The following is a 15,853-nucleotide window of genomic DNA, read 5'->3' on the forward strand; positions in this document are numbered from 1 at the left end:
CTCCAATCTCAGTTAGGGGCCTGCGCCTGGCGGATGGCCTGCCACACGCGATGCGGCGTGGCGGGCATCTGGATGTCGTGCACGCCAAGCGGCGAGAGCGCATCCACCAGCGCGTTGATGAACGCAGGCGGCGAGCCGATCGCGCCGGCCTCGCCGCAGCCTTTCACGCCCAGCGGGTTGTGCGTGCAGGGCGTGCCCTTGGCGGTTTCCACCGTGAAGTCCGGCAGGTCGCCGGCGCGCGCCATGGCGTAGTCCATGTAGGAGCCGGTCAGCAACTGGCCGCTGTCATTGTCGTACACGCACTGCTCCAGCATGGCCTGGCCGAGGCCCTGGCCGATGCCGCCGTGCACCTGGCCTTCGACGATCATCGGGTTGATGATGTTGCCGAAATCGTCCACCGCGGTGAACTTGATCACCTTGCTCTCGCCGGTGTCAGGATCGACCTCCACCTCGCAGATGTAGGCGCCCGATGGATAGGTGAAGTTGGTCGGGTCGTAGAAGGCGTTTTCGTTCAGGCCCGGTTCCAGCTTGTCGAGCGGGTAGTTGTGCGGCACGTAGGCGGTGAGCGCCACTTCGCCAAAGGTCTTGCTGCGGTCGGTGCCGGCCACGCTGAACGTGCCGTTCTTGAACTCGATGTCGGCGTCCGAGGCCTCCAGCAAGTGGGCTGCGATCTTCTTGGCCTTGGCTTCGATCTTGTCGAGCGCCTTCATGATGGCCGAGCCGCCTACCGACAGCGAGCGCGAGCCATAGGTGCCCATGCCGAACGGCACGCGGCCGGTGTCACCGTGCACCACTTCCACGGCATCCAGCGCAATGCCGAGCCGGTCCGCCACGATCTGCGCAAAGGTGGTTTCATGCCCCTGGCCGTGGCTGTGCGAGCCGGTGAAGACGGTCACGGTGCCGGTCGGGTGGACACGGATCTCGCCCACCTCGAACAGCCCCGCGCGCGCGCCCAGCGCGCCGGCGATATTCGACGGCGCCAGCCCGCATGCCTCGATGTAGCAGGAGTAGCCCAGGCCGCGCAGCTTGCCACGCTGCTTGGCTTCATCGCGCCGCGCGGGGAAGCCTTTGACATCCGCGAGCTCTTGCGCGCGTGCCAGGCACGGCTCGTAGTCGCCGGTGTCATAGGTCAGGCCGACCGGGGTGGCGTACGGGAAGTCGTGGATAAAGTTCTTGCGGCGGATTTCCGCCGGGTCCATCTTCATCTCGCGCGCCGCGGTTTCCACCAGCCGCTCCACCACATAGGTGGCCTCCGGGCGCCCCGCGCCGCGGTAAGCGTCCACCGGCGCGGTGTTGGTGAACACGGCGCGCACCTCGGCATAGATCGCCGGCGTGGTGTACTGCCCGGCCAGCAGCGTGGCGTACAGGATGGTCGGCACGCTGGACGCAAAGGTCGACAGGTACGCGCCCATGTTGGCGGTGGTGTGCACCCGCATGGCCAGGAACTTGCCGTCGGCGTCCATCGCCAGCTCGGCCTTGGTGACGTGGTCGCGGCCGTGCGCATCGGTCAGGAAGGACTCCGAGCGCTCGGCGGTCCACTTGATCGGGCGCTTGATCTTCTTCGAGGCCCAGGTCAGCGCCACGTCTTCCGCGTACAGGAAGATCTTGGAGCCGAAGCCGCCGCCCACGTCCGGTGCGATGATGCGCAGGCGCGACTCCGGCAGGCCGAGCACGAAGGCGCCCATCAGCAGGCGTTCCACGTGCGGGTTCTGGTTCGACACATAGACGGTGTAGCTGTCGTCCTGCCGGGTGTAGCTGGCATTGACGGCGCGCGGCTCGATGGCGTTGGGGATCAGCCGGTTGTTGATGATCTCCAGCGTGGTCACGTGGGCGGCCTTGGCAAAGGCGGCGTCGGTGGCGGCGCGGTCGCCGTGGCCCCAGACATAGCTGGTGTTCTCGGGCACGTCGTCATGTACCAGCGAGCTGGCGGTGGCGGCCTGCGCGGTATTCACCACGGCGGGCAGTTCGTCGTATTGCACGTCGATCTTCTCGGCGGCGTCCTTGGCTTGCTGCAGCGTTTCGGCCACCACCAGCGCGACCTGGTCGCCCACGTGGCGGGCCTTGCCCTGCGCCAGCACCGGGTGCGGCGGCTCCTTCATCGGGCTGCCGTCAATGCTGTGGATCAGCCAGCCGCAGGGCAGGCCGCCGACCTTGTCGGCGGCAACATCCTCGCCGGTGAAGATGGCGACCACGCCGGGCGAGGCCAGCGCTTCGGTCTTGTCGATGGAGACGATGCGGGCGTGCGCGTGCGGCGAGCGCAGGAAGTAGCCGTAGCTTTGCTGCGGCAGCACGATGTCGTCCGTGTACTGGCCGTTGCCGGTGAGGAAGCGGTAGTCTTCCTTGCGCTTGACCGAGGCGCCGATCAGGTGTTGGTTGTCTGGTGCATTCATGGCGGTCCCCTTATTCAGCGCTGACGCCATGCATCGCGGACTGGCCTTCCTGCACCGCGCGCACGATGTTGTGATAGCCGGTACAGCGGCACAGGTTGCCCTCGAGCTGCTCGCGGATGGCGGTGGCGTCGGCATTGGGCTGCTGCCTGACCAGCGCGATGGCGCTCATCACCATGCCGGGCGTGCAGAAGCCGCACTGCAGGCCGTGGCAGTTGCGGAAGGCTTCCTGCATGGGGTGGAGCTGGCCCTCCGGGGCGATCCCTTCGATGGTGGTGATGCTGGCGCCATCCGCCTGCAACGCCAGCATGTTGCACGACTTGACCGCGCGGCCGTCCATGTGCACGGTGCAAGCCCCGCACTGGGCGGTGTCGCAGCCGACATGGGTACCAGTCAGGCGGAGTTGTTCGCGCAGGAACTGGACGAGAAGGGTGTGGGGTTCTACCTGCGCGTCGACGGCGCGGCCGTTGACGGTCAGGCGGATAGGAATCGCCATGCTTGTCTCCATGTGGGTGGACACGTGCACGACCAATCCCTGAATCCCGAAAAGCTGCGCGGGACTGGCCACGACGCGTTACTGCCGTTTGTTGGGTACGGCTATTTCGTGATGTTGGTACTGCGGTGCTGCCGGGTATTTATTGCCGGGTATCGCCGGGTATCGCCGAACAATGCCGCGCCGTGAACGTTCGGCTGCGGCAGGCTCTAACAGTTAATCACAAATCTCCGGTGCATGCCATGCGGGTTGCCCCTGCGCCACCTGACGTGGCCAGAGGGCGCAGCCGGCGTCGGGTGCGGGCGCGCAAGAGGGCGCTGCTAGAATGGCCCGCCATCCGATTGCCGCAGTGTGGCCGCACCGCATTCACACCGCCCGCATTCATACCGCATTCATACCGCATTCATACCGCACCGGCACCAACTCTCTCTATGGAAGGCTTCATCGACTGGCTGTTCGAAACCGTTGCCCTGCCCAAGGTGGGCCTGCCGGCTATCTTCGTGGTCAGCCTGGTGTCCGCCACCTTGTTGCCCCTGGGCTCCGAGCCAGCGGTATTCGGGTATATCAAGCTCAATCCGCATCTGTTCTGGCCAGCCATCATCGTCGCCACGCTCGGCAATACCGCGGGCGGCGCCATCGACTGGTGGCTGGGCTACGCGGCCAAGCTGGCGCTGGTGCGGTTCCGCAAGCGGCGCCAGCAGCGCGCGCACGAGGAGGAGCATGCCCAGCACCGCCGCCATCCCCGCCAGCCGCGCAAGCCGGCGCTGGACGCGCGTTATTTCCGCTGGATGCGCCGACTGGGGCCGCCGACCCTGCTGGTCTCGTGGTTACCGGGAGTTGGTGATCCTTTGTGCACTTTGGCGGGCTGGCTCCGGCTGCCGTTCTGGCCGAGCCTGGTTTACATGGCGATTGGCAAGTTTCTGCGCTACCTTGCGATGACGATAGCCCTGCTCTGGGTCCCGGATAGTTTCTGGCACGGCATCGCTGCCAGCCTCAAAAGCCTGTTCTAGCCTGCGTCTCCGGCGCCACGGCAGGGGTAAGGCAACCCTTGTCCAAGCAAGGTCCTGTCATGTTGCGGTGCGGCGAAAGCAGGCCTTGAAGTACAATTGCCCTTTAAAGACGATCCGGCGCACCGTCCCCGTGCGCTACAGGAAGCGGTCCCCTCCCCATGAACGCCCCACTCGTGCTCGATGCCAAACTCGCCGCGCAGGACGCGCCCGCGCGCCTGCGAGAGATCCCTTATAACTACACGTCATTCTCGGATCGCGAGATTGTCATCAGGCTGCTAGGCGAGGAAGCCTGGCGCATCCTGGCCGAGCTGCGCGGCGAACGCCGCACCGGCCGCTCCGCCCGCATGCTGTATGAAGTGCTGGGCGATATCTGGGTGGTACGCCGCAATCCCTACCTGCAGGACGACCTGCTGGAGAACCCGAAGCGCCGCCAGATGCTGGTCTCGGCACTGCACCATCGGCTCGCCGAGGTGGAAAAGCGCCGCGCCGCCGACCGTGCCGAACACGCCGAGCCGGCCGCCGAGGACCGCTCGCACAGGGTCGAGCAGCTGGTCAGCTTTGCCAAGCAGGCCATCGAGGACTTCAAGCAGGAGTTCGCCGACGCCTATGACCTGCGCAAGCGCACCCAGCGCGTGCTGGGCCGCGTCACGCAGAAGGACAACATCAAGTTCGACGGCCTGTCGCGCGTCTCGCATGTGACCGACGCGACCGACTGGCGCGTGGAATATCCCTTCGTGGTCCTCACCCCGGACACCGAGGAAGAGATCGCCGGCATGGTCAAGGGCTGCTTCGAGCTGGGCCTGACCATCATCCCGCGCGGGGGTGGCACCGGCTACACCGGCGGCGCCGTGCCGCTGACGCCGATGAGCGCCGTGATCAACACGGAAAAGCTTGAGCAGCTCGGGCCGGTCGAGCAGACCGACCTGCCGGGCGTGGCGCACAAGGTCGGCACCATATTCTCCGGCGCCGGCGTGGTGACGCGCCGCGTGGCGGATGCGGCCGACAAGGCAGGGTTGGTGTTCGCGGTCGACCCGACCTCGATCGATGCGTCCTGCATCGGCGGCAACGTGGCCATGAATGCCGGCGGCAAGAAGGCCGTGCTGTGGGGCACCGCGCTGGACAACCTGGCCTGGTGGCGCATGGTGGATCCGGAAGGCAACTGGCTGGAAGTCACGCGCCTGGACCACAACCTGGGCAAGATCCACGACGTGCCCGTTGCCACGTTCGAGCTGAAGTGGTCGGACGGCAACCGCGCGCCCGGCGAAAAGCCGTTGCGCACGGAAACCCTGGCCATCGAAGGGCGCAAGTTCCGCAAGGAAGGCCTGGGCAAGGACGTGACCGACAAGTTCCTGGCCGGCCTGCCCGGCATCCAGAAGGAAGGCTGCGACGGCATCATCACCAGTGCGCGCTGGATCCTGCACCGCATGCCGGCGCACGTGCGCACGGTCTGCCTGGAGTTCTTCGGCCAGGCGCGCGACGCCATTCCCAGCATCGTGGAAATCAAGGATTACCTCGACGCCGAATCGCGCACTCCCGGCGGCGCCATCCTGGCCGGCTTGGAGCACCTGGACGAGCGCTACCTGCGCGCGGTGGGCTATGCCACCAAGAGCAAGCGCAACGCCTTCCCGAAGATGGTGCTGATCGGCGACATCGTCGGCGACGACCAGGACGCGGTCGCCCGCGCCACCTCGGAAGTCATCCGCATGGCCAACGGCAAGAGCGGCGAAGGCTTCGTCGCGGTCAGCCCGGAAGCCCGCAAGAAATTCTGGCTGGACCGCTCGCGCACCGCCGCCATCGCCAAGCACACCAACGCCTTCAAGATCAATGAAGACGTGGTGATCCCGCTGCCGCGCATGGGCGAGTACACCGACGGCATCGAGCGCATCAATATCGAGCTGTCGATCAAGAACAAGCTCCAGCTGACCGATGCGCTGGAGACCTTCTTCGCGCGCGGCAACCTGCCGCTGGGCCGCAGCGACGACGCCAACGAGATCCCCAGCGCCGAACTGCTGGAAGACCGCGTGCAGCACGCGCTGCAGCTGCTGCGCGAAATCCGCTCGCGCTGGACCTACCTGCAAAACCACCTCGACACGCCGCTGGCCACCGCGCGTGCGTCGCTGATCGGCCACGGCCTGGGCCTGCTCGGCCAGGCTTTCGAGGCGCGCCTCGAGCAGCAGCCGGACGCCACCGTGTTCCACTTGCTGCAGGACCGCACCATCCGCGTGTCGTGGAAGAGCGAAGTGCGCGCCGAGCTGCGCAATATCTTCAACGGTGGCGAGTTCAAGCCCATCCTCGACGAAGCGCAGAAGATCCATAAGCAGGTGTTGCGGGGCCGCGTCTTCGTGGCGCTGCACATGCACGCCGGCGACGGCAACGTCCACACCAATATCCCGGTCAACTCCGACGACTACGACATGCTGCAGGACGCCCACCGCGCGGTGGCCTGCATCATGGCGCTGGCGCGCTCGCTCGACGGCGTGATCTCCGGCGAGCATGGCATCGGCATCACCAAGCTGGAGTTCCTGACCGAGGACGAGATCGGCGAATTCCGCGAGTACAAGCAGCGCGTGGACCCGCAGGGCCGCTTCAACAAGGGCAAGCTGTTGCCCGGCGCCGACCTGCGCAATGCCTATACGCCGTCGTTCGGGCTGATGGGGCATGAGTCGATCATCATGCAGCAGAGCGATATCGGCGCCATTGCCGACAGCGTCAAGGACTGCCTGCGCTGCGGCAAGTGCAAGCCGGTGTGCGCCACCCACGTGCCGCGCGCCAACCTGCTGTACAGCCCGCGCAACAAGATCCTGGCGACGTCGCTGCTGGTCGAGGCCTTCCTGTATGAGGAACAGACCCGCCGCGGCATCTCCATCAAGCACTGGGACGAGTTTTCCGACGTGGCCGACCACTGCACGGTCTGCCACAAGTGCGTGACGCCGTGCCCGGTCAAGATCGACTTCGGCGACGTGTCGATGAACATGCGCAACCTGCTGCGCAAGATGGGCCAGAAGAAGTTCAATCCCGGCACCGCCGCGTCGATGTTCTTCCTCAACGCCACCAGCCCGCAGACCATCAACATGACCCGCAAGGTCATGATCGACTGGGGCTACAAGGCGCAGCGCCTGGGCAACGACGTGCTCAAGAAGTTCGCCAGGAAGCAGACCGCGCATCCGCCCGCCACGGTGGGCCGCGCGCCGGTGCAAGAGCAGGTGATCCACTTCATCAACAAGAAGATGCCGGGCAACCTGCCCAAGAAGACCGCGCGCGCGCTGCTCGATATCGAAGACAACGAGATCGTGCCGATCATCCGCGACCCGAAGCGGACTTCGCCTGAGACCGAGGCGGTGTTCTACTTCCCGGGCTGCGGCTCGGAGCGGCTGTTCTCGCAGGTTGGCCTCGCCACGCAGGCCATGCTGTGGCATGTGGGCGTGCAGACCGTGTTGCCGCCGGGCTACCTGTGCTGCGGCTATCCGCAGCGCGGCAACGGCCAGTACGACAAGGCCGAGAAGATGGTCACCGACAACCGGGTGCTGTTCCACCGGGTCGCCAACACGCTCAACTACCTCGACATCAAGACCGTGGTGGTGAGCTGCGGCACGTGCTACGACCAGCTGGCCGGGTATGAATTCGACAAGATCTTCCCGGGCTGCCGCATCATCGACATCCACGAATACCTGCTGGAGAAGGGCGTCAAGCTGGAAGGCGTGACCGGTACGCGCTACATGTACCACGACCCCTGCCACACCCCGATCAAGACCATGGACCCGACCAAGCTTGTCAACGAGCTGATGGGCGGCAACGAGGGCGGCGGCAAGATCGAGAAGAACGAGCGTTGCTGCGGCGAGTCCGGCACGCTGGCGGTATCGCGGCCCGACGTTTCCACCCAGATCCGCTTCCGCAAGGAAGAGGAAATGACCAAGGGCGCAGACAGGCTGCGCACCGACGGCTTCGTCGGCGACGTCAAGATCCTGACCAGCTGCCCGTCCTGCCTGCAGGGTTTGTCGCGCTACAACGAAGACGCCACGGTCACGGCGGACTACATCGTGGTGGAAATGGCCAAGCACCTGCTGGGCGAGAACTGGATGCCGGACTACGTGGCCAAGGCCAACTCGGGCGGCATCGAGCGGGTGCTGGTGTGATGGAGGGGGCGAGGGTGGTGCCACTGGTTTCTCCCCTCTCCCGCTTGCGGGAGAGGGGCCGGGGAGAGGGCGGGCGGTCGCCAGCCCGCGGGCTCTCACTTCGAGCTAGCTCCCGCCCTCTCCCCAACCCCTCTCCCGCAGGGCGGGAGAGGGGAGCCAATTCTGGACGATCGGTTGACGCATCGGGAGCGCCCGCATGAATCTCGTCCCCAACTGCCCGCTGTGCGAGACCGACGGCGGCGAACTGGTCTGGCGCGGCGAGCGCGCCCGGGTCATCCTGGTCGAGCACGAGCGCTTTCCCGGCTTTTGCCGGGTGGTGTGGAACGGCCACGTGGCCGAGCAGACCGACCTGCCCGAGGACGACCAGGCCTGGCTGATGCGGCTGGTGGCGCGAGTGGAGCGCGCGGTGCGCGAGGCCATGGCGCCGGACAAGGTCAACCTGGCCGCCTTCGGCAATATGGTGCCGCACCTGCACTGGCACGTCATTCCGCGCTACCGCTGGGATACGCATTTTCCCGAAGCCGTCTGGGCGGCTGCGCAGCGCGAGCCCGATGTGGCGCGCCTGGCCGGCCTTGTGCAGCGCCTGCCGGCATTGCGAGCGGCCCTGGCGAAACTGGACGAAGCAGGCTGACGCAAGGCGTGCCAGTGCCCGTGCCGTGCTGGCGTTACTGTCGGTTTTTTGAGTTTCCGGAACCAGCAAGGCAGCGCCGTCTTCTAACATCCGTTGTCTTCATTCCCACAAGAGCGGGCCGGTGGATCAGCCCTGGCCCGCCTGCGCGAAAGGTGCCATGTCCACACCGACTTCCGTTACTGTTCCAGGCCCGGCCGTGCCGGCCCGTGCCCTCAAGATCCAGAGCCGCCTGCGGGTGGCCGAGACGTGGGACCTGATCAAGCCTTACTGGAAATCCGAGGACCGCAAGGCCGGGCTGGGGCTGCTGGCCTTCGTGGTCGCGCTCAACCTCGGCATCGTCTACATCAACGTGCTGCTCAACGAGTGGAACCGCGTGTTCTACAACGCGCTGGAGCAGCATGACTACACCTCCTTCAAGGCGCTGCTGATCCGCTTTTCCTGGATCGCCGGCTTCTTTATCGTGGCGGCCATTTCCCGGCAGTACTACACCATGATGCTGCAGATGCGCTGGCGTACCTGGATGACCGACCGCTTCATGGACCACTGGCTCAGCCACCAGGCTTACTACCGCATCGAACAGACGCACGCCACGGACAACCCCGACCAGCGGCTGGCGGACGATCTGCGCTCGTTTACCGATGGCGCGCTGTCCCTGTCCCTCGGCCTGCTCAATTCGGTGGTGACGCTGGTGTCGTTCGTCGGCATCTTGTGGGCCGTTTCCGGGCCGATCAGCTTCATGCTGGGCGGCACCGAGATCACGATTCCCGGCTATATGGTGTGGTTCGCGGTGGGCTATGCGGTGATCGGTTCGCTGATTGCCCACGTGGTGGGCCGGCCGCTGATCGGCTTGAGTTTCCAGCAAGAGCAGTATGAGGCGGATTTCCGTTTCATGCTGGTGCGCTTGCGCGAGAACAGCGAGCCCGTGGCGCTTTACCGGGGCGAGCCTACCGAACAGGCGGGCCTGCGCTCGCGGTTTGACCGCATCCGCGCCAACTGGAAACAGTTGATGCGTTATACGCGGCGCCTGACCTTCGTCAGTTCCGGCTACGGCCAGTTCGCCATCATCTTTCCGCTGCTCGTGGCCGCGCCGCGCTACTTCGCCGGCAAGATGACGCTGGGCGGGCTGATGCAGGTGAGCCAGGCCTTCGGCCAGGTGCAAGGTGCGCTGTCGTGGTTCGTTGACAATTACTCCACGCTGGTCGGCTGGAAGGCGGCGGCCAACCGGCTGATCGATTTCCGCGACGCCATCCGCGTTGCCGAGCGCCAGGATCAGGAGCACACCGGCGTGCGCGACATCGAGGTCGTTCAGGCCGGTGCCGGTGCCGATTCCGACGGCATCCGCATCGACACCCTCGCGCTGGCGCTGCCGGTGCGCACCGGCAACGGCGGCGAGATCCAGCAGCGTCCGCTGGTGGCGCCGTTCTCGCTGGAGATCGCGCCCGGCGAGCGCTGGCTGGTCAGCGGCCCCTCGGGCTGCGGCAAGAGCGTGCTGTTCCGTGCGCTGGCTGGCATCTGGCCTTATGGCAGCGGCACGGTAGCCATGCCGCGCGCGGCCCGGATGCTGTTCCTGCCGCAGCGCAGCTACCTACCGATCGGCTCGCTGGCCGATGCGCTGGCCTATCCCGACGCCGGCACCGTGCATAGCTGCGAGGCCTTGCAGAAGGTGCTGCGCGAAGCCCGGCTCGGCGCCCTGACCGAGCAGCTCGACGTGTTCGACAACTGGTCGCTGCGGCTGTCGCCGGGCGAGCAGCAGCGCCTGGCCTTTGCGCGCGCTGCTGCAAAAGCCCGATTACCTGTTCCTGGACGAGGCCACCAGCGCGCTCGACGAGGAAACCGAAAGCGCGATGTACGGCCTGATGGTGGACTCCCTGCCCGGCGCGGCCATCATCAGCATCGCCCACCGCAGCACGGTAGCCGCCTTCCATGGCCGCCGCCTGCGCTATGTCGCGGCCGACGGCGCGCACTGGGAAACTGAGCAAGATGGGCAAGGCGAGGCGGCTGCGGTAAGCTATCGGGTCGTACACGAAGCGTAAAGGCCGGTGTGGCCGCAACCTGCGGCTCGCCCTCAGCCGCACGCCACCCATCATGGCAGGCCTCGAAAAAGATACTCCGCATCCCACCGCCCTTACCGTGCACACCCAGTCGCGCGTGCTGGAGGTGGGTTTTGACAACGGATCCAGCTTCCGGCTGCCGTTCGAATACCTGAGGGTGAACTCACCCTCGGCCGAAGTGCAGGGCCACGGCCCGGGCCAGGAAGTGCTGCAGACCGGCAAGCGCGACGTCACCATCGCCGCGGTGGAGCCTGTCGGCAACTACGCCATCCTGATCCGTTTTTCCGACGGTCACGATACCGGCATCTATTCCTGGGAACTGCTGTACCGCCTGGGCGCCCAGCAGGACGCCATCTGGCAGTCCTACCTGGAGCGGCTGGAAGCGGCCGGCGTCGATCGCGACACCCCCATGGTGGCCCCCGGCGGCCATGCCTGCGGCAACCATTGAGATTGCGTGCCCCCGCGGGCCATTACTGAATTCTGGAGCGAGTTATGAGCGAGACCCACTTCGGGTTCGAAAAGGTCAAGGAAGAAGAGAAGGCCGGCAAGGTGGCCGAAGTCTTCCATTCGGTGGCCAACAAGTACGACGTCATGAACGACCTGATGTCCGGCGGCATGCACCGGCTGTGGAAGATGTTCACCATCGCCCAGGCCGGCGTGCGGCCCGGCTTCAAGGTGCTTGACATCGCCGGCGGCACCGGCGACCTGGCCAAGGCCTTCGCGCGCCAGGCCGGGCCCACCGGCGAGGTCTGGCTGACCGACATCAATGAGTCGATGCTCCGGGTTGGACGCGATCGCTTGTTGAATAAAGGCATCGTCACCCCCACTTGTCTCTGTGACGCGGAGCGGATTCCCTTCCCGGACAACTACTTCGACCTGGTCACCGTGTCCTTCGGGCTGCGCAACATGACGCACAAGGAGGTGGCCCTGTCCGAGATGCGCCGGGTGATCAAGCCGGGCGGCAAAGTCATGGTGCTGGAGTTCTCCAAGGTGTGGAAGCCGCTGGAAAAGGCCTACGACATGTATTCGCTGAAGTTCCTGCCGTGGCTGGGACAGCGGGTGGTACAGGATTCCGATAGCTATCGCTATCTGGCTGAATCGATCAGAATGCATCCAGACCAGGCTTCACTTGTACGTCTTATGGAACATGCGGGCCTGGAGAATGTCGAATACTTCAACCTGACAGCAGGAGTGGTGGCACTCCACGTCGGGCGAAAGTACTAGACTGATATAGGCTCAAAGAAAAATGAGCGAACTTAACAGGGGAAGCACTGATATGTCGCTATTTCGCGCAAAATTCATGGCGGGTGTGCTGATTGGCACGCTTGCCCTCGGCATGGCGCTCGACGCCAATGCCAAACGCCTCGGTGGGTCGCGCAGCATTGGCAAGCAATCGTCCGCCGTGACACAACGCCAGCAGGCGCCGGCACAGCAATCGCCCAACCAGACGCCCGCGCAGCAGGCACCGGCCCAGCAAGCCGCACCGGCCGCCGCAGGCGCCGGCGCGGGTGCAGCCGCTGCTGCCGCACCCAAGCGTAACTGGGGCGGCATGCTCGGCGGCATCGCCGCCGGCCTGGGCATTGGCTGGCTGCTGTCGCACTTTGGCCTGGGTGGCGCCGCCATGGGCTTCCTGTCCAACCTGATCCTGATTGCCCTGGTGGCATTCGCCGCCATCTGGCTGATCCGCAAGTTCCGCGGCGGCTCGAAGGCTCCGGAGCAACCGGCCTATGCCGGTGCAGGCGCCGGCAGCGGCTCAGGCAACGGCTTTGGTGGCAGCAACGAACCGGTACTGCGCCAGCAAGTGCCGGTTGGCGCACCCAACCCGGTCATGCCCACGCCCGGCTCCGCCTCCTCGATGCAGTCCGCCGCACCGGTGATGGCTGGCGCGGCCGCCGGCGCAGCAGCGGGCGCGGCCCAGCCCTGGGGCGTGCCGGCTGACTTCGACACCGCAGCCTTCCTGCGCAACGCGAAGGTTTATTACGTACGCCTGCAGGCAGCCTGGGACGCCGGCAACCTCGACGACATCCGCGAGTTCACCACCCCGGAAATGTTCGCCGAGATCAAGATGGACCTGTCCGAGCGCGGCACCGAGGTCAACAAGACCGACGTGGTCACGCTGGAAGCCGAACTGCTCGGCATCGAAGACAGCCCGGCCCAGCATCTGGCCAGCGTGCGCTTCTCCGGCATGATCCGCGAAAAGGCCGGCGATCCGGCCCAGCCCTTCGCCGAAGTCTGGAACCTGGCCAAGCCCGTAACCGGCCCCGGCGGCTGGCTGCTGGCAGGGATCCAACAGAGTTCCTGAGTGCAGGAAGTGCCTCGCCGGCAGGTTCAAGGCCGGCAGGTGGCATAGAATGGAGGCCCACGTGAAAACGTGGGCTTTTTTGTATGGTGCGCCCGGCAGGGCGCACTCACTTGAGGGTGCAAGTCCCTTACACACCCGGCAAGGGGAAGTGTTAGCCAGAGACAAGGGTTTCCCGGGCGACTGGGAGTCTGAAGGAAGTCCGAGGCAAAGCGCTGGCCTGACGAACAGGAAGCGGATGAGGCGTCGTATCGGGGTGAGGTAGCCATAATTGCCAAAGCCCGATACTTGCACGGAACGATGCGGCGTAGATCCGACAGGCATAAGCGTGAAGGTGGGTGCGTCATACCCGGGGAGATCTGCACCGCTGCCACGGTGCTACCGACGTCGAGAGGCGTCGGGACGGCGGTGCAGAAGTCAGCAGAGGCCATATTAGGTGCGCGGTTGGCACTGAAGGGCCAAACATGAATGAGCGCGATTAGGACGACAGACCTCGATGCTTACCGACGAAGCCCAAATGCACGAACGAGTGCAGCCCACAGCGGAGGAAGGCGGGCGGAACCTGCCTGGGGCCGATGGGGGTGCGGAGGCTGGCACGGCGGCTGTCGGGCAAACGAAAGCGCGGGCGCCATCGCTGATGGAGGCGGTGGTCGAGAAGGGCAACATGTGGCTGGCGTACCGGAAGGTGGTCAGGAACGGTGGCGCGGCCGGGGTGGATGCCCTGGCGGTGACGGCGTTGCGGGACTGGCTGAAGGTGCACTGGCCGAGCGTCAAGGCGGCGCTGCTGGCCGGCCAATACATCCCGCAGGCGGTGCGCGCGGTGGACATCCCCAAGCCTGCGGGCGGGGTGAGGACACTGGGCATCCCGACGGTGATGGACCGGCTGATCCAGCAGGCGCTGCTGCAAGTTCTCCAACCGATCTTTGAGCCGGGATTCTCCGAGTCGAGCTACGGCTTCAGGCCGGGGCGCAGCGCTCAGCAGGCGGTCTTGCAGGCACAGCGGTATGTGCGGGAAGGCCGGCGCTGGGTGGTGGACATCGACCTGGAGAAGTTCTTCGACCGGGTCAACCACGACATCCTGATGTCGCGGGTGGCACGGCAAGTGAGGGACGCCCGGGTGCTCAAGCTGATCCGGCGGTATCTGGAAGCGGGGCTGATGCGTGGCGGGATGGTCGAGGCAAGGAGGCAAGGCACGCCGCAAGGCGGGCCGCTGTCGCCGTTGCTGTCGAACATCCTGCTGACGGATTGGGACCGTGAGCTGGAAAGGCGGGGCCTCGCGTCCTGTCGTTACGCGGACGACTGCAATATCTATGTGCGTAGCAAGACGGCAGGACGGCAGGTGTTGGCTGGCATGACAGCGTTCCTAGCGGAGCGGCTGAAGCTGCGGGTCAACGAGGCCAAGAGCGCGTGTGCGCGGCCGTGGGCGCGCAAGTTCCTGGGCTATAGCCTGACAATGCACCGTCAGGCGCGGTTGCGCATTGCGCCGGACAGCCTGCAAAGGCTGAAGGAGCGTGTGCGGGAACTGGTGCGTCCGGGACGAGGAGGGAACCCGGCCCACACGATAGCAGTGTTGAATCCGGTACTGCGCGGGTGGATGGGGTACTTCCGCTGGACCGAAGGCAAGCGTGCGCTGGAGGAGTTGGACGCCTGGATCAGACGGCGGCTGCGCTGCTTATTGTGGCGGCAAGCCAAACGTCGTCGGACCCGGGTGGTGATGCTGCGTCGGCAGGGGCTATCGGACGAGCGAGCGTACAAGTCAGCCTACAACGGGCGCGGCCCGTGGTGGAATGCTGGCGCGATGCATCTGCGCGATGCCTTCCCGAAACGCTACTTCGACGCCATGGGGCTGGTCTCGCTGCTGGATACTCAGCGGCGCTTGCAGTCTCGTTCGTGAACCGCCGTATGCGGAACCGCACGTACGGTGGTGTGAGAGGGCTGAGGGGTAACCCCTCACCCTACTCGATCGGGGATGAATCCCGAGGGGAAGTCGCCCCATCCGGCGCGCCTTCTTTGCCCACTTTCTTGGCAAGACAAGAAAGTAGGTCGCCGCCCCGCAGGGGTGGTGAAACTGCAGTTGCTTTTGACGTTAGCCTTTGAATTTAAGCAGTTGAAGTTGCCCCTAAAACCGACCAACCCATCACTCCCCGAAAGGCCCGCGCCCAGCCGCATCCCATCATGACCACCCTCCCCATCCCCCTGGCTACGCCCCCATCACCGCCCTGAACCACCTGCTGGAGCAAGAACCCTGGGCAACCTCCATGCTCCAGCCCTTCGCCGGCCGCATCATCCGCTTTGACGCGGCTGCGTTCACGCTCGCATTGAAGGTGACGGGGCAGGGCCTGACGGAACTGGCCCCGGTGGATGAAACCCCGGCGGTCACGCTGACGGTGCCGCTGCAGCAGTGGCCGCTGGTGGCGTCGGACGTGGCGGGCGGGGGGCAGGCGGCGGCGATGAAGCATGTGCGCATCGAGGGCGATGCCGAACTGGCCAATACGGTCTCCACGCTGGCCCGCAGCTTGCGCTGGGATGCGGCCGAGGACCTGTCGCGCGCATTGCGCGGCATCCTGGGCGGCACGCTCAGCGACAGCGTGGCGCAACGGGTGGTGGACGGCGTGCAGCAGGTGCATGCGCAGGCCACGCGGGTGGGCCGCGCGCTGGTCGATAACGTGACCGAGTACCTGCTCGACGAGCAGCCGACCCTGGTGCGCCATGCCGCGCTCGACGAGTTCGGCGCCGGCGTGAGCGCGCTGCGCGACGACCTCGCCCGGCTGGAGAAGCGGCTGGAGAAGCTGGAGCAGCGCACCCGCTCCGAGCGTGGCGCCGGCACGCTGCCGTCCGCCCATCGCTGA

The 15,853-nt window shown here is 65.8% G+C and carries 9 protein-coding genes and 2 pseudogenes; 9 read left to right on the plus strand and 2 right to left on the minus strand.

The genetic code is table 11. The features are described 5' to 3' along the window. Positions 1–8: 8 nt before the first annotated feature. Together OMK73_RS31465 and OMK73_RS31470 are read right to left on the minus strand one after the other, a co-directional pair. Positions 9–2,390 carry a xanthine dehydrogenase family protein molybdopterin-binding subunit gene (locus OMK73_RS31465; RefSeq protein WP_267605470.1) on the minus strand — a complete coding sequence of 794 codons (2,382 nt, stop codon included), beginning with the start codon at positions 2,388–2,390 and terminating at the stop codon, positions 9–11. A gap of 10 nt (positions 2,391–2,400) precedes the next feature. Beyond that, on the minus strand, positions 2,401–2,883 hold the full coding sequence (locus OMK73_RS31470) for a (2Fe-2S)-binding protein (protein ID WP_267605471.1): 483 nt from the start codon (positions 2,881–2,883) through the stop codon (positions 2,401–2,403). A 428-nt stretch (positions 2,884–3,311) separates the two neighbouring features. On the opposite strand from OMK73_RS31470, the gene OMK73_RS31475 reads away from it, so the two are divergent. The 9 genes and pseudogenes from OMK73_RS31475 (at position 3,312) to OMK73_RS31515 (ending at position 15,853) form a co-directional block, all read left to right on the plus strand. Next, complete coding sequence (locus OMK73_RS31475) at positions 3,312–3,890, plus strand: YqaA family protein (RefSeq protein ID WP_267605472.1); 579 nt, start codon at positions 3,312–3,314, stop codon at positions 3,888–3,890. 158 nt (positions 3,891–4,048) lie between these two features. Beyond that, on the plus strand, positions 4,049–8,023 hold the full coding sequence (locus OMK73_RS31480) for an FAD/FMN-binding oxidoreductase (RefSeq protein WP_267605473.1): 3,975 nt from the start codon (positions 4,049–4,051) through the stop codon (positions 8,021–8,023). 196 nt (positions 8,024–8,219) lie between these two features. Beyond that, the gene (locus OMK73_RS31485; RefSeq protein ID WP_267605474.1) at positions 8,220–8,654 is read left to right on the plus strand and encodes an HIT family protein; all 435 of its coding nucleotides are present in this window, start codon (positions 8,220–8,222) and stop codon (positions 8,652–8,654) included. A gap of 157 nt (positions 8,655–8,811) precedes the next feature. Continuing rightward, a pseudogene (locus OMK73_RS31490) lies at positions 8,812–10,687 on the plus strand (ABC transporter ATP-binding protein/permease). A gap of 52 nt (positions 10,688–10,739) precedes the next feature. Continuing rightward, positions 10,740–11,153, plus strand: coding sequence for a DUF971 domain-containing protein (locus OMK73_RS31495; protein ID WP_267605475.1), 414 nt, complete (start codon positions 10,740–10,742; stop codon positions 11,151–11,153). A 44-nt stretch (positions 11,154–11,197) separates the two neighbouring features. Further along, the gene (gene ubiE / locus OMK73_RS31500; protein WP_267605476.1) at positions 11,198–11,929 is read left to right on the plus strand and encodes a bifunctional demethylmenaquinone methyltransferase/2-methoxy-6-polyprenyl-1,4-benzoquinol methylase UbiE; all 732 of its coding nucleotides are present in this window, start codon (positions 11,198–11,200) and stop codon (positions 11,927–11,929) included. A 52-nt stretch (positions 11,930–11,981) separates the two neighbouring features. Then, positions 11,982–13,007: a Tim44 domain-containing protein gene (locus tag OMK73_RS31505; protein WP_267605477.1), complete on the plus strand. Its 1,026-nt coding sequence runs from the start codon at positions 11,982–11,984 to the stop codon at positions 13,005–13,007. A 493-nt stretch (positions 13,008–13,500) separates the two neighbouring features. Then, on the plus strand, positions 13,501–14,898 hold the full coding sequence (ltrA, locus tag OMK73_RS31510; RefSeq protein WP_267602818.1) for a group II intron reverse transcriptase/maturase: 1,398 nt from the start codon (positions 13,501–13,503) through the stop codon (positions 14,896–14,898). A gap of 281 nt (positions 14,899–15,179) precedes the next feature. After that, positions 15,180–15,853, plus strand: a pseudogene (locus OMK73_RS31515) (ubiquinone biosynthesis accessory factor UbiJ).

The organism is Cupriavidus sp. D39, from assembly GCF_026627925.1.
GTDB classification, from domain to species: Bacteria; Pseudomonadota; Gammaproteobacteria; order Burkholderiales; family Burkholderiaceae; genus Cupriavidus; species Cupriavidus ulmosensis.